The sequence below is a fragment of the Zunongwangia sp. SCSIO 43204 genome (assembly GCF_019904275.1).
In the GTDB taxonomy this organism is placed as follows: Bacteria; Bacteroidota; Bacteroidia; order Flavobacteriales; family Flavobacteriaceae; genus Zunongwangia; species Zunongwangia mangrovi.
The window spans coordinates 20,001-33,587 of record NZ_CP063204.1 but is presented as its reverse complement, the minus strand read 5'-3'; the positions used below and the strand labels follow the sequence as shown (position 1 = coordinate 33,587).

12 protein-coding genes, 2 tRNA genes and 1 rRNA gene are annotated in these 13,587 nt (G+C 37.3%); 7 read left to right on the top strand and 8 right to left on the bottom strand.

Translation table 11 applies throughout. The features are described 5' to 3' along the window. Positions 1-25 precede the first annotated feature (25 nt). The 4 genes from INR75_RS00165 to INR75_RS00150 form a co-directional block, all read right to left on the bottom strand. Positions 26-1,423, bottom strand: coding sequence for an anthranilate synthase component I family protein (locus tag INR75_RS00165; RefSeq protein WP_223090291.1), 1,398 nt, complete (start codon positions 1,421-1,423; stop codon positions 26-28). Positions 1,424-1,672: 249 nt separating this feature from the next. Next, positions 1,673-2,242: a YceI family protein gene (locus INR75_RS00160; protein WP_223090290.1), complete on the bottom strand. Its 570-nt coding sequence runs from the start codon at positions 2,240-2,242 to the stop codon at positions 1,673-1,675. 23 nt (positions 2,243-2,265) lie between these two features. Then, positions 2,266-2,898, bottom strand: a complete 633-nt coding sequence (locus tag INR75_RS00155; RefSeq protein WP_223090289.1) for an NAD(P)H-dependent oxidoreductase — start codon at positions 2,896-2,898, stop codon at positions 2,266-2,268. A gap of 15 nt (positions 2,899-2,913) precedes the next feature. Next, entirely contained in the window at positions 2,914-3,363 is a 450-nt protein-coding gene (locus INR75_RS00150; protein ID WP_092542900.1) for a MarR family winged helix-turn-helix transcriptional regulator, read from the bottom strand. A gap of 153 nt (positions 3,364-3,516) precedes the next feature. Here INR75_RS00150 and INR75_RS00145 point away from each other — a divergent pair, with 153 nt between their 5' ends. From INR75_RS00145 to INR75_RS00130, 4 genes are all read left to right on the top strand, one after another. Then, positions 3,517-3,831: a rhodanese-like domain-containing protein gene (locus tag INR75_RS00145; protein ID WP_223090288.1), complete on the top strand. Its 315-nt coding sequence runs from the start codon at positions 3,517-3,519 to the stop codon at positions 3,829-3,831. Next, positions 3,831-4,223 carry a rhodanese-like domain-containing protein gene (locus tag INR75_RS00140; protein ID WP_092542896.1) on the top strand — a complete coding sequence of 131 codons (393 nt, stop codon included), beginning with the start codon at positions 3,831-3,833 and terminating at the stop codon, positions 4,221-4,223. Before INR75_RS00145 ends, INR75_RS00140 begins: the two co-directional genes overlap by 1 nt. Before the next feature lie 291 nt (positions 4,224-4,514). Next, positions 4,515-5,762 (top strand): S8 family peptidase, encoded by a 1,248-nt coding sequence (locus tag INR75_RS00135; protein WP_223090287.1) that lies wholly within the window; start codon positions 4,515-4,517, stop codon positions 5,760-5,762. A 327-nt stretch (positions 5,763-6,089) separates the two neighbouring features. Beyond that, positions 6,090-6,788 carry an outer membrane beta-barrel protein gene (locus INR75_RS00130; protein WP_223090286.1) on the top strand — a complete coding sequence of 233 codons (699 nt, stop codon included), beginning with the start codon at positions 6,090-6,092 and terminating at the stop codon, positions 6,786-6,788. Positions 6,789-7,255: 467 nt separating this feature from the next. Here the strand turns inward: INR75_RS00130 and rplT are convergent, their stop codons facing one another. From rplT to thrS, 4 genes are all read right to left on the bottom strand, one after another. Continuing rightward, the gene (gene rplT, locus INR75_RS00125) at positions 7,256-7,600 is read right to left on the bottom strand and encodes a 50S ribosomal protein L20 (RefSeq protein ID WP_013073011.1); all 345 of its coding nucleotides are present in this window, start codon (positions 7,598-7,600) and stop codon (positions 7,256-7,258) included. A 113-nt stretch (positions 7,601-7,713) separates the two neighbouring features. Next, positions 7,714-7,911: a 50S ribosomal protein L35 gene (rpmI, locus tag INR75_RS00120; RefSeq protein ID WP_041579045.1), complete on the bottom strand. Its 198-nt coding sequence runs from the start codon at positions 7,909-7,911 to the stop codon at positions 7,714-7,716. Between the two features lie 37 nt (positions 7,912-7,948). Beyond that, positions 7,949-8,506, bottom strand: a complete 558-nt coding sequence (gene infC, locus INR75_RS00115; RefSeq protein WP_092542889.1) for a translation initiation factor IF-3 — start codon at positions 8,504-8,506, stop codon at positions 7,949-7,951. Between the two features lie 22 nt (positions 8,507-8,528). Further along, a complete protein-coding gene (thrS, locus tag INR75_RS00110; RefSeq protein ID WP_223090285.1) occupies positions 8,529-10,475 on the bottom strand; it encodes a threonine--tRNA ligase in 1,947 nt (648 codons plus the stop codon). Between the two features lie 996 nt (positions 10,476-11,471). On the opposite strand from thrS, the gene INR75_RS00105 reads away from it, so the two are divergent. The 3 genes from INR75_RS00105 (at position 11,472) to INR75_RS00095 (ending at position 13,437) form a co-directional block, all read left to right on the top strand. Further along, a 16S ribosomal RNA gene (locus INR75_RS00105) occupies positions 11,472-12,996 on the top strand. Between the two features lie 103 nt (positions 12,997-13,099). Next, a tRNA-Ile gene (locus tag INR75_RS00100) sits at positions 13,100-13,173 on the top strand. A gap of 187 nt (positions 13,174-13,360) precedes the next feature. After that, positions 13,361-13,437, top strand: a tRNA-Ala gene (locus tag INR75_RS00095). Positions 13,438-13,587: the final 150 nt, after the last annotated feature.

Below are 13,587 nucleotides of genomic sequence, written 5' to 3'. Positions count from 1 at the left end.
ACCGCCCCTTAGGGTGGTAACGCCATTATTCTATATTTTCAGCAATCTCTAATGCTTTGGTTAAAGCTCCAAGTTTGTTGTATACTTCCTGAAGCTCGTTTTCGTCTTTAGATTCTGAAACCACACCGGCACCGGCCTGGTAATGCAGCTGATGATTTTTGCTCACAAAAGATCTAATAATGATCGCGTGGTTGAAGTTGCCGTGAAAATCCATAAAACCAATCGCACCACCGTAAGCATCACGGTTTACATTTTCACATTCTTCGATAAGTTTCATAGCGCTGTGTTTTGGCGCACCACTCAACGTCCCCGCCGGGAAAGTATCTGCCACCACCTGCATGGTTGGCGTGTCTGGATTTTTGGTCCCGGTAACTTTACTTACTAGATGAATTACATGCGAGAAAAACTGAATTTCGCGATAGGTTTCTACTTTTACATTGCTTCCGTTTCGGCTTAGATCGTTACGGGCAAGGTCTACCAGCATCACGTGCTCGGCATTTTCTTTCTCATCAGTACTAAGTTGTTTGGCAATTTCGGCGTCTTTTTCGTCGTTTCCGGTACGTTTAAAAGTTCCGGCAATTGGATGAATTTCGGCCTGACCTTCGTCTACGACCAATTGTGCTTCAGGTGAGCTGCCAAATATTTTAAAGTTTCCGTAGTCGAAATAGAAAAGGTAAGGAGAAGGGTTGATGCTTCTTAAAGCGCGGTACACATTAAATTCGTCTCCTTTAAATTTTTGAGAAAAGCGTCTGGAAAGTACGATCTGGAAAACGTCGCCACGATAGCAATGTTTTTTTCCGAATTTTACCTGCTCGATAAATTCTTCATCGGTTAGATTACTTTCGGTTTCGCCCTGGCGATGAAAATCGTAAGTGGCAAAATTCTTAACGCTAATAAGCTGCTCGATCTCTTCAATCTTATTATCATTACTATAGGAGTGGTTAAAAATAAACGCCTGGTTATTAAAATGATTTATCGCAATGATATTTTGGTACACCGCATAAAACATATCTGGTAATTCTAGATCGCCTTTTTTCTTAGTGATCTCGATGTCTTCAAAATAACGAACACCATCGTAAGAAATGTATCCAAAAAGACCGTTGTTTATGAATTTGAAGTCAGATTCCTCGGTATCGAACAACTTTCCAAAATCCTGAATTTTCTCTGGAAGATTAATTTCAGGAGTGATCTTGGTTGTTTTTGAAGTACCATCTGGAAATTCTTCAATGATCTCTTCGTTTTGTACTCTTATCGAAGCGATAGGGTTACAGCAGATATACGAAAAACTATTTTTATTAGCGTGGTAATCACTACTCTCTAACAAAAGGCTATTTGGGTATTTATCCCGTACTTTTAGATATACGCTAACCGGAGTAATGGTATCTGCAAGAAGTTTTTTGTAGTTGGTTTTTAGTGTGTACATAATTTTAAAGCATCTTGAAACAAAAAAAAGGCTTGTCGTGAGACAAGCCTTTTGATTATATATTTTTATACAATAGCAATTTAGCTCACGAAGTTTGAACGTAAGTTAGACCACCACCAAGTATTTGCAATTCTGTTTTTCATTGCTTCAAATATAGTTATGAAATTTTAAACAGCAAACATTTTATTAAAAAATAAATCCCGTATTCTGTAGGGTAGAATACGGGATTTAAAAACAATGGTTGGATTCTTAGAATTTAAGATCTACAGAGATTTCAAATTCGTCATATATTGTTTTGTCTCCTAAATTGTCGAAGAAACTTCCAGACCCGTAACGTACTTCGTATTTCGTACGATCGATTGTTAGATCTGCGCTGGCAGTTTTCCCATCATAATCCATGTCGAAAGTTACAGGATTCGTGATTCCTTTAATAGTAAGATCTCCTACAACACCATAAGTGGTACCAGATTTTTTAGAAGCAGTATTTATAACTAATTTAGCTTCTGGGTGATTAGCAACACCAAAGAAGTCATCAGATTTTAAGTGTCCTTCTAACTTTCCTTTGCTTTCCCCTTCTAGATCTGTTGAAACCAAAGAGGTCATATCGATTACAAATTCACCACCTGTAATTTTATCACCTTCTACATCTAAATATCCAGATTTAAGATCGATAGTACCATTATGGCTTCCGGTTACTTTTTCACCAACCCATTTTACAGTACTATCCTTAACGTTCACTTTTTCCATGATACTGGTAAATGACATTGTTGCGATTACAATTACTGAAGCTAAAGCTCCTTTTAAAACAATCTTTTTCATAGCAATTTTTGATTATTTAATTTTTATATAAAGTTGAATAAATCCTCTGTTGATTTGCGCACCTTGGCAGCATGCTGGTATTTGTCTTCTTCGCTTCTATACCCTACACAGGCAATTACTGCAGTGTGAAGACCTTTTTCTTGCAATCCTAAAATGGTGTCGAATTCTTCTGCAGAGAAACCTTCCATTGGGCAAACATCAATTTTTAACTCGGCTGCTGTATTGAGTAGGAAGCCAAGAGCTAAATAGCACTGTTTCTGAGCCCATTCATTTTGCATTTCAGCTGGCATTTGCAGTGTAGAGTTTTTAATCATATCTGCCATACCTTGTAAATCTTCTACCTTCATATCTCTGGTTTCAGCAATATTTTTAATGTAGTTGTCTACATAAGCTTCGTCCAGGCTTTTATGATTAGCAAACACAACAACCTGAGAGGCATCTGTAAGCTGTGTTTGATTCCATGCGGCCGATTTTAGTTTTTCTCTTATTTCTGAATCTTCAATTACAAAGATCTGATAAGGTTGTAAGCCATAAGATGAAGCAGAAAGCTGAACGCCTTCTAGAAGTGTTTCTAAATTCTCTTTAGATATTTTTTTGGTGGCATCAAATTTTTTAGTCGCATACCTCCATTTAAGACTTTCAATAATAGAACTCATAATTCTTTGTTTTTATTAGTTTCTTACTTTTTCAAGTATCTCGTTTAATTTAGTTAATTCTTCAGTAGTAATATGTTTAGAAAAATCGTTCTCCAAATCGTCAACTATAGGATCAAGAATATCTAAAAGTTTTAAACCATCTTCGGTAATAATGATCTCTACTTTTCTACGGTTTTCTTCGCAAATACATCTATCAACTAGATTTTTTTTGATCAGTTTGTCAACTAATCGGGTGGTATTACTCATTTTATTCACCATCCTATCTTGAATGGTGCTGAGGTTTGCAGGTTTCCCCTTTTGCCCTCTTAGTATGCGTAATACATTAAATTGTTGCATCGAAATGTCGTAGGGTTTAAGTGCATCATTCATCATAGTTGTAGCTTTTCCAGCACACAGCATAATGTTGATAACCAATTTTTTGGTATCTTTAAGATGATCTGTTTTTAATAACTCCTCAGTTTTCATTGTTTCTACAACATTTGTATGTACAAATATAAGTTAGCTTTGTTAGTTAATTACTAAATAAATGTTAAAAAAATACACTTGTTTACTAGCTAAAGGATGGCAGTTGGTTTAGAAGTGTATCTTTACATTGCTTAATATAAAATCTACAAAATAATGAAAGAACTTGAACAGGAAGAATGGAGAGAGCAGCTTAGTAAAGATGAGAATGCTGCTATTCTTGATGTTAGAACTGAAGAGGAAGTAGAAGAGGGATATATACCTAATTCTAAAAATATAGACATATATAAAGGGCAGGGATTTATCGATGAAGTAGAAAAGCTTGATAAGGATAAAAATTATTATATCTATTGTAGATCTGGAAAGCGAAGCGCCCAGGCATGTTCGATACTAGATCAACTTGGTTTTTCGAATACGTATAACCTTGAAGGTGGATTTATGAACTGGGAAGGCGATACCACAGAAGACTAATGAAAAAGATCTTTCTAATAGTTCCACTATTACTGCTATCCTTACAAAGCTGTAAGAAAGTAGAAGCTAGCGAGATTGAAATGATTTCTCCTGAAGAGATGCTAGATCGTATGGAGAAAGATGATATCCAGGTTTTGGATGTACGATCTGCAAGAGAGTTTGATGATGCACATCTCTTTAAGGCTAAAAATATCATTTTGAGTGAGAACAATGATAACTCTTTGTTTTTTGATACTCTTGCGAAAGATAAACCTGTAGTTATTTATGGTAAAAATAAGGAGAATACGAAAAAAGCTATCGAGATTTTAAAGGAAGATGGCTTTGAGGAAGTTTACGAACTTGAAGGCGGAATAGAAAACTGGATACTAGTAGGAGGAGAAGTCTATAAGTAATATATTAGTAAGATATTTGAAAAAACCGCAGAGAAATCTGCGGTTTTTTTGTTTAAAATAATACGTTTTAGCAATTGAACGCATCTAAAATTAACATTTTATGTTAAAATAAAATCAACGCTATAAGTTTTTTATACAAACGCTTATAAATACTTAGTTTGTGATCATTTTTGTTGCTTTTATTGTAAGAAAATACCTATGTAAGTTCTATTTTTGGATCTTCGCGATGTTGTATTGTATCGATAAAATTATAATTTGGAAGAAAATTAACCATTTTATAAACTAAACATAATGATGTTAAAAACTACACGTGCTTTAGCTGCAGGATTAAGCTTTGCAGCTTTGTTAGCCTCTTGTGCAAATGACAAAGAAACTAATGAGATTATTACCGAAGAGCAATTGGCCGCTCCTGCAGAAGCTTCTGCAATAAAGGGGCAATATATTGTTGTCTATAAAGACGATGTTGCTAAGCAAGCTATCGGTGACCCATCTAATTATGGAAAAGCACAGGAAGCAATGAAAGCAATGACTAAAAGAATGTTTCAGGAATCTGGTGTTAAAGATGCTGAAGTGATTTCAACTTTTAGTAAAACTATTAAAGGTGCTGCGATCAAGTTAAGTGCAGATCAGGTGTCCAGACTTCAGGGTAGAGAAGATGTAGACTACATTGAAGAAGATAAGGTTGTGATCTTTGCGCCACCATGTGGAACACCAAATGGAGTTCCTTGTAGCGAAGATCCGGGAGATGGTGATGGTGGAGGTAGTTCTTCACAGGAAACGCCTTATGGTATCACTAGGGTGAATGGAGTTTCATCTTATTCTGGTTCTGCTGTGGCATGGGTGATCGATACCGGTATCGATTTAGATCACGAAGATCTTAATGTTGATGGTTCCAGAGGATTCAATGCATTTACGAGTGGTAAAGACGGAAAGTCTTTAGACGATGGTAATGGTCACGGTACTCACGTAGCCGGAACAATAGGCGCAATAAATAATAATGTAGGAGTAATTGGTGTTGCTCCTGGTGCGACAGTGATACCCATTAAGGTATTGGATAGTAGAGGTAGCGGTTCTTATTCTGGTGTTATTGCTGGTGTGGACTTTGTTGCAGCTAATGGATCTAATGGTGATGTTGCTAATATGAGTCTTGGTGGGCCAATTTCTCAGGCTTTAGATGATGCTGTTTTAGCAGCTTCTCAGCAGGGGATTAAATTTGTGCTAGCTGCAGGTAACGAAAGTGACGATGCGAATAGTCATTCTCCAGCCAGAGTAAACGGAAGTAATATTTATACAATTTCAGCTATGGATAGTAATGATTCATGGGCTTACTTCTCTAACTACGGAAATCCACCAGTAGATTATGTAGCGCCTGGAGTAGGAATAAAAAGTACCTGGAAAAGCGGTGGATATAACACCATTAGTGGTACGTCTATGGCCTCCCCTCATGCTGCCGGAATTCTTTTACTAGGGAATCCTTCTACAGATGGTACTGTTTCTGGAGATCCAGATGGAACAAGTGATGCGATAATCGTGCATTAATTTAATTAGTTAATAGGATTAGCAAAAAGCGGCACCATATTTCGGTGCCGTTTTTAGTTTGTCATATTTTTCATATCTAGCTAACAAGTCAGCATAACTTTAAGTAATTAAACTAAAATTGTTTAAATAAGATGATTTATATCTTTTTGCTATAAGAAATTAAAGTTCAGAAAATATATGTGAAGTATTGATTTTAATTTTATCTGTTTGTTTACCAGTGTTCTATTGTTTTGTTTTTGAGGTTTTTTCAATTTTCAAAAAATAGAATGAGTTTATCTCAGAATTAATATATTTACCTCATTAACTTTTCCCTAAACTTATTAGTTAATGAAAAAAATTATTACTCTTTTTATACTTAGTTTATTTTTCAGTTTTAATGCGTTTTCACAGGATTTTGCGGTTGGTCTAAAGGCTGGTGTCAACATAGGTCATGGCGGTGAAATTGCTGGCTTAACTTCGAGTGCAAATTATACTGGAGATACTTACTTCTCAGACCCAAGTGAAGGTTTTCATGGAGGGATTTTTGGGCAGTACAACTTAGGAAAATACTTTTTAAGGCTGGAGGGAATGTATAATACGGTCACAACCGAATTTCCTTTTGATGTACGGCCAGCCGAATACCAGATGAATAAAATTAATGTACCTCTTTTGTTAGGATATCACTTTTGGGGGCCGTTAGATGTTTATCTTGGCCCGGCTTATAATAGTAGTGTTGGAGATGTTACTTTGCAGGGAATGGAAAACAATGGAGGTGTTGTAGAAAATATAGCCAGTAGCTATTTGTCTGCAAACATGGGAGTCAAAGTTCATTTTGGTCGGTTCGAATTAGATGTGCGTTACGAGTATAATTTTAGTTCTAATGAACCTTATATTGTCGACATGATAAATAGCGCTTATGGTATTAATTTAGCATCTTTTGAAAGTAGAAGAATTCATCAATTGATGCTCAGTGCTTCTGTTGGACTTTTTGATTCTAAATACAGGTCAAAAAAATCAAAAAGAAAAAGAGGTTGTTATTTTAGATAAAATCGATACGCATTTTTGTTGAATGCAAAGTAAAAAAAAGCTCCTACAAAAGGAGCTTTTATATTTTAAAGGATATAAGAAAAAAAGCAGTAGCATATAAATGAAAAAATATCTAAAAACCACCAATAAAAACAATTCCGCTACTGCTTTTTTATCACCTAACCACTAATCTGTCATATTCTATAGTACAAAAATAGAGATGAAACCTCGCTTTTTGCAGCAATTTAGATGAAGTATCGTTTTACTGAAGTCGAACCGAAGAGATGTGTGGGTAAATGGTAATTTTGAGTAGTGTTTCAAAAAAAGTAGTTATTGAAAGTGTATATTCGATGATCTATAGATCAATTTTAGAGAGATCTATCTACTAAGAATAGAATTTATGATTCTTTGTATAACATATGGAAGCATAAAAAAACCGGTTTCATGTGAAACCGGTTTCTATATAAGAGAGTAATAATTGTTTTTAATTATTTTACTTTATCAACAATTGCTTTAAACGCTTCTGGGTGGTTCATCGCTAAATCAGCTAAAACCTTACGGTTTAATCCAATTTCGTTAGCTTTTACTTTTCCCATAAATTGCGAATAAGACATTCCTTGTTGACGAGCAGCAGCGTTAATACGCATAATCCATAATGAACGGAAATTACGTTTTTTAGCTTTGCGATCTCTATAAGAGTAAAGCATAGCTTTTTCAACTGCATTTTTTGCTACTGTCCAAACGTTTTTACGTCTTCCAAAGTAGCCTTTTGCTTGCTTAAGAACTTTTTTTCTTCTAGCTCTCTTCGCAACAGAATTTACTGATCTTGGCATAATTTTAAAATTTTGTAGCAGGCGATCGAAAATCGATACTTTTAAACTAAAAATTACATTTTAATTTGCCCAACTCCAGGGTTTATAAATGATTAAAACCGTTAATCTTCAGATTACTTTAAACGTAATTGAAGTTTAACATTATTGGTGTCAGCATCAGATACTAATGTACTGTGCGTCAACGCAAGCTTACGTTTTTTAGACTTCTTTGTTAAGATGTGACTTTTAAACGCGTGCTTTCTTTTAATTTTTCCAGTACCTGTAAGCTTAAAACGCTTTTTCGCACTAGATTTTGTTTTCATTTTAGGCATGCTATCCTTCTTTTATAATTAAAACTCTCTTAGTCTTTTATTTTTTCTTGGAGGTCGTAGGTGCCATGAACATTGTCATTCGCTTACCTTCAAGCTTTGGCATTTGTTCTACTTTTCCAAACTCTTCTAAATCTGTTGCTAGACGTAACAAAAGAATCTCTCCCTTATCCTTAAACACTATAGAACGACCTTTAAAGAATACGAATGCTTTTAATTTTGCTCCATCTTTTAGGAATTTTTCAGCATTTCTTTTCTTGAACTCGTAATCATGGTCATCTGTATTAGGCCCAAAACGAATTTCCTTAACGACAACTTTACTAGCTTTGGCCTTCATGGCCTTTTCACGTTTTTTCTGTTCGTAAAGGAATTTCTTATAATCCATTGCCTTTACCACAGGTGGTTTGGCATTTGGAGAAATTTCTACTAAGTCAAGTCCTAGATCTTCAGCAATTGCTAAAGCTTTCTCGATAGGGTAAACATCCATTTCGACATTGTCACCTACCAGGCGCACTTCCTTAGCCCTAATTTTCTGGTTAATTCTGTGTTGATCTTCTTTACGAGTTACTCTTTGTTGTCTCGATTTTTTTCTTCGTATTGCTATGGCTTCAGTATTTTAGTTAAACTTCAAACGCTTTTAGCGTTTTTCCAATTTCGTTATTAATGATTTGAGCGAATTCTTCTACTGGCATTGTACCAATATCTCCCTCGCCATGTTTTCGTACAGAAATCGTACCATCTTTTGCTTCTTGTTCTCCAACGATCAACATATAAGGAAACTTTTTAACTTCAGCTTCTCTTATCTTTTTCCCGATGGTTTCATTTCTGTTATCTTGTACGCCGCGAATTTCGTGATTTTCTAATAAACTTAAAACTTTTTGACTATATTTTTCATATTTCTCACTGAGAGAGAGTATGATAGCCTGTTCAGGCATTAACCATAGCGGGAAGTTTCCTCCGGTGTGCTCTAGGAGGATGGCAATAAATCTTTCCATACTTCCAAATGGAGCCCTGTGAATCATAACCGGGCGATGTGATTCATTATCACTTCCCTTATATGTCAGGTCAAATCGTTCAGGTAAATTATAATCTACCTGAATGGTGCCAAGTTGCCAGCTTCTGCCAAGCGCGTCCTTTACCATAAAATCTAACTTTGGCCCATAAAACGCCGCTTCACCGGTTTCTATGATATAATTAAGTCCTTTTTCTTTAGCAGCATTAATAATGGCATTTTCCGCTTTTTCCCATACATCGTCACTACCAATATATTTTTCCTTATTCTCTGGGTCGCGTAATGAAACCTGTGCGGTAAAATTTTCAAAACCTAAACTGTCGAATACATATAAGGTAAGGTCGATTACTTTTTTAAATTCTTCATCTAACTGTTCAGGGGTGCAAAATATATGAGCGTCATCTTGTGTAAAACCTCTAACACGGGTTAACCCATGTAATTCTCCACTTTGTTCATAGCGATACACCGTACCAAATTCAGCAAAGCGTTTTGGTAGATCACGGTAACTCCATGATTGTGAATTATACATTTCACAATGGTGAGGGCAGTTCATGGGTTTTAAAAGAAACTCTTCACCTTCGTGCGGAGTTTTAATGGGTTGAAAACTGTCTTCTCCATATTTAGCATAGTGACCAGAGGTTACATATAATTCCTTATTTCCTATATGAGGGCTTACAACCATCTCATATCCTGCTTTTTTCTGTGCTTTTTTAAGGAAGTTTTCCAGGCGTTCTCTTAAAGCAGCTCCTTTTGGAAGCCATAATGGTAAACCTTGTCCAACTTTTTGAGAAAAAGTAAAAAGTTCTAATTCTTTACCAAGCTTTCTGTGATCTCTCTTTTTAGCTTCTTCAAGAAGTTCTAGGTATTCCTTAAGTTCTTTTTGTTTGGGGAAACTTGTACCATAAACACGGGTAAGCTGTGGATTATTTTCATTGCCTCGCCAATATGCTCCGGCAACATTCATTAATTTTACAGCCTTAATTATTCCGGTGTTTGGAATGTGCCCGCCACGACATAGATCGGTAAATGTGTCATGATCACAAAAAGTGATTGTTCCATCTTCAAGATTTTCGATTAATTCAACCTTAAAAGGATTGTCAATTTTTTTATAGTAATCAAGAGCTTCCTCTTTAGTTACTGCGCGCATCTTAAAGTCATGCTTTCCTCTGGCAATTTCTAGCATGCGATTTTCGATCTTTTGGAAATCACTTTCAGAAATTTTCTGTTCACCAAAATCTACATCATAGTAAAACCCATTTTCTATAGAAGGACCAATAGTTAATTTGGCGCCTGGGTATAGATCTTGGATGGCCTGTGCCATAACATGAGAAGTAGAATGCCAAAAAGCTTGTTTACCTTCATCATCATTCCATGTATATAAGGTGAGATTGCCATCTGTTGTTAAAGGAGTAGATGTTTCTACAATGGTGTCATTATATTTTGCTGAAATTACATTTCTTGCAAGCCCGGCACTAATACTTTGTGCCACATCCATAGGAGTAGAGCCCTGTTCAAATTCCTTAATACTGCCGTCAGGCAATGTAACCTTTATCATGTCTATATATTATAGTCGTTATTATAATGAGCAAAGATAAGAGGTTGTAGTTGTTTGCGCAATACAAGCTTTTAGTATTTTATGGGCGTTTCACTATATAATATAGTGAACGGGCTATCCACTATATCTTGGCGGCTTTTATTTAAAAGTAGTTTTGTAAAGGTTTCTTCTTGCATAGAAATGTATGAACTAGGAGTATTTCCTGCGCCAAGGATGCCGTTTCTATCCCTAACGCAATTTTATATTGTTGTAATTATTTATTGTCCAGGTGTTTATGTTTTGATATTAAATTAATTTTAAAATTTGTTGATTTTTGTGTTGTCAAATCGAAATTAGCATATATATTTGCACCCGCTTAGCCGCTGTGGTGGTGTTTTAAAAGCGGAAGTTCATTGAGGTTTTAGGATATTTAGGAGCGAAAAAAAAACTTAAAAAAAGATTTGGTTTGTAATTAAAAAAGCCGGTATCTTTGCGCCCCGCTAGCCCCGCTTAAGGGTGGAGTTGGAATGCGGGAGTTCATTGAGTTTTTATCGAAAATTAGCTTTAAAAAAAACTTTAAAAAAGTTTTGCTGGTTAAAGAAAAAGAGTTGTATATTTGCAGCCGCTTTAACGGCGAGGTTCTTTGGAAGTTTTGAGTAAGGAAAAAGAATAAAAATATTTTTAAATTTTTCTTGTGAGTTTAATAAGTAGTTGTATATTTGCAGCCGCTTTGAGAGAAAGCTAAAAAGCTCTTAAAATTTTGAAAAACAGAAATACCGACTGGGGTTATAATTAAGGTTCGATACCTTAGATTTCAACGAAAGGATCTTTAATTAGATCCGGACTTTTAAATAAGTTCATTGACATATTGAATTGACTAGACGATACTAATTTTAATTTGATTAGGATTAGTATAGCGTAAAGATTAAGAATTAAGACTATAAAGAGTCAAACTTTTGAGCTTTAGACTTCTTGAGAAGGAAAACATTTATTTGATTGTAACATATTAATGAAACAACGATGAAGAGTTTGATCCTGGCTCAGGATGAACGCTAGCGGCAGGCTTAACACATGCAAGTCGAGGGGTAACAGGGAGTGCTTGCACTCTGCTGACGACCGGCGCACGGGTGCGTAACGCGTATGCAATCTACCTCTTACTGAGGGATAGCCCATGGAAACGTGGATTAACACCTCATAGTATTATGAATTGGCATCAATTTATGATTAAAGGTTACGGTAAGAGATGAGCATGCGTCCTATTAGCTAGATGGTAGGTAACGGCTTACCATGGCAACGATAGGTAGGGGTCCTGAGAGGGAGATCCCCCACACTGGTACTGAGACACGGACCAGACTCCTACGGGAGGCAGCAGTGAGGAATATTGGACAATGGGCGAGAGCCTGATCCAGCCATGCCGCGTGCAGGAAGACTGCCCTATGGGTTGTAAACTGCTTTTACAGAGGAAGAACCCTCCCTACGTGTGGGGAGTTGACGGTACTCTGCGAATAAGGATCGGCTAACTCCGTGCCAGCAGCCGCGGTAATACGGAGGATCCAAGCGTTATCCGGAATCATTGGGTTTAAAGGGTCCGTAGGCGGGTTTATAAGTCAGTGGTGAAAGTCTACAGCTTAACTGTAGAACTGCCATTGATACTGTAGATCTTGAATCATTATGAAGTGGTTAGAATGTGTAGTGTAGCGGTGAAATGCATAGATATTACACAGAATACCGATTGCGAAGGCAGATCACTAATAATGCATTGACGCTGATGGACGAAAGCGTAGGTAGCGAACAGGATTAGATACCCTGGTAGTCTACGCCGTAAACGATGGTTACTAGCTGTCCGGCCTAATTGAGGGCTGGGTGGTTAAGCGAAAGTGATAAGTAACCCACCTGGGGAGTACGTTCGCAAGAATGAAACTCAAAGGAATTGACGGGGGCCCGCACAAGCGGTGGAGCATGTGGTTTAATTCGATGATACGCGAGGAACCTTACCAGGGCTTAAATGCAGTCTGACGTATCTGGAAACAGATATTTCTTCGGACAGATTGCAAGGTGCTGCATGGTTGTCGTCAGCTCGTGCCGTGAGGTGTCAGGTTAAGTCCTATAACGAGCGCAACCCCTGTGGTTAGTTGCCAGCACGTAATGGTGGGAACTCTAGCCAGACTGCCGGTGCAAACCGTGAGGAAGGTGGGGATGACGTCAAATCATCACGGCCCTTACGTCCTGGGCCACACACGTGCTACAATGGTAGGGACAGAGAGCAGCCACTTCGCGAGAAGGAGCGAATCTATAAACCCTATCACAGTTCGGATCGTAGTCTGCAACTCGACTACGTGAAGCTGGAATCGCTAGTAATCGCATATCAGCCATGATGCGGTGAATACGTTCCCGGGCCTTGTACACACCGCCCGTCAAGCCATGGAAGCCGGGGGTACCTGAAGTCCGTTACCGAGAGGAGCGGCCTAGGGTAAAACTGGTAACTGGGGCTAAGTCGTAACAAGGTAGCCGTACCGGAAGGTGCGGCTGGAACACCTCCTTTCTAGAGCATTCTCTTAAATTATAAGAGGATCGCAATTAAATAAAGGGAAGTTCAAAATTAGGCCTTTTAGGTCTTGATTCTTAATGTCAATTCGATTATGGACAGTCTCATAGCTCAGCTGGTTAGAGCGCTACACTGATAATGTAGAGGTCGGCAGTTCGAGTCTGCCTGAGACTACAAAGTAGAGGAAGGTAGGAGAGAAGTTTATCCGCCGGAGCGTAAGCGAAGGAGGAAGTCTGCCTGAGACTACAAAATGGTCATCAGGCCAAAGAAGTTCATTTGAAACACTGAAGGAAATTTTAGAGGTTGAGTAGCCGTTATAAGTACTGTTAACTAATAACTGGTTAACTGATCACTAAGAGACGGGGGATTAGCTCAGCTGGCTAGAGCGCCTGCCTTGCACGCAGGAGGTCATCGGTTCGACTCCGATATTCTCCACCAAGTTTAGATGTTAGAGGCTAGACTTGAGATGTTAGATTATCTAATGTCTCATATCTAAAATCTCAAATCTATACAGAAAGTTCATTGACATATTGAGAAATAAAGAATACGAGAAACTAACGCTTATTATGAGATAGAATTTATTCTACG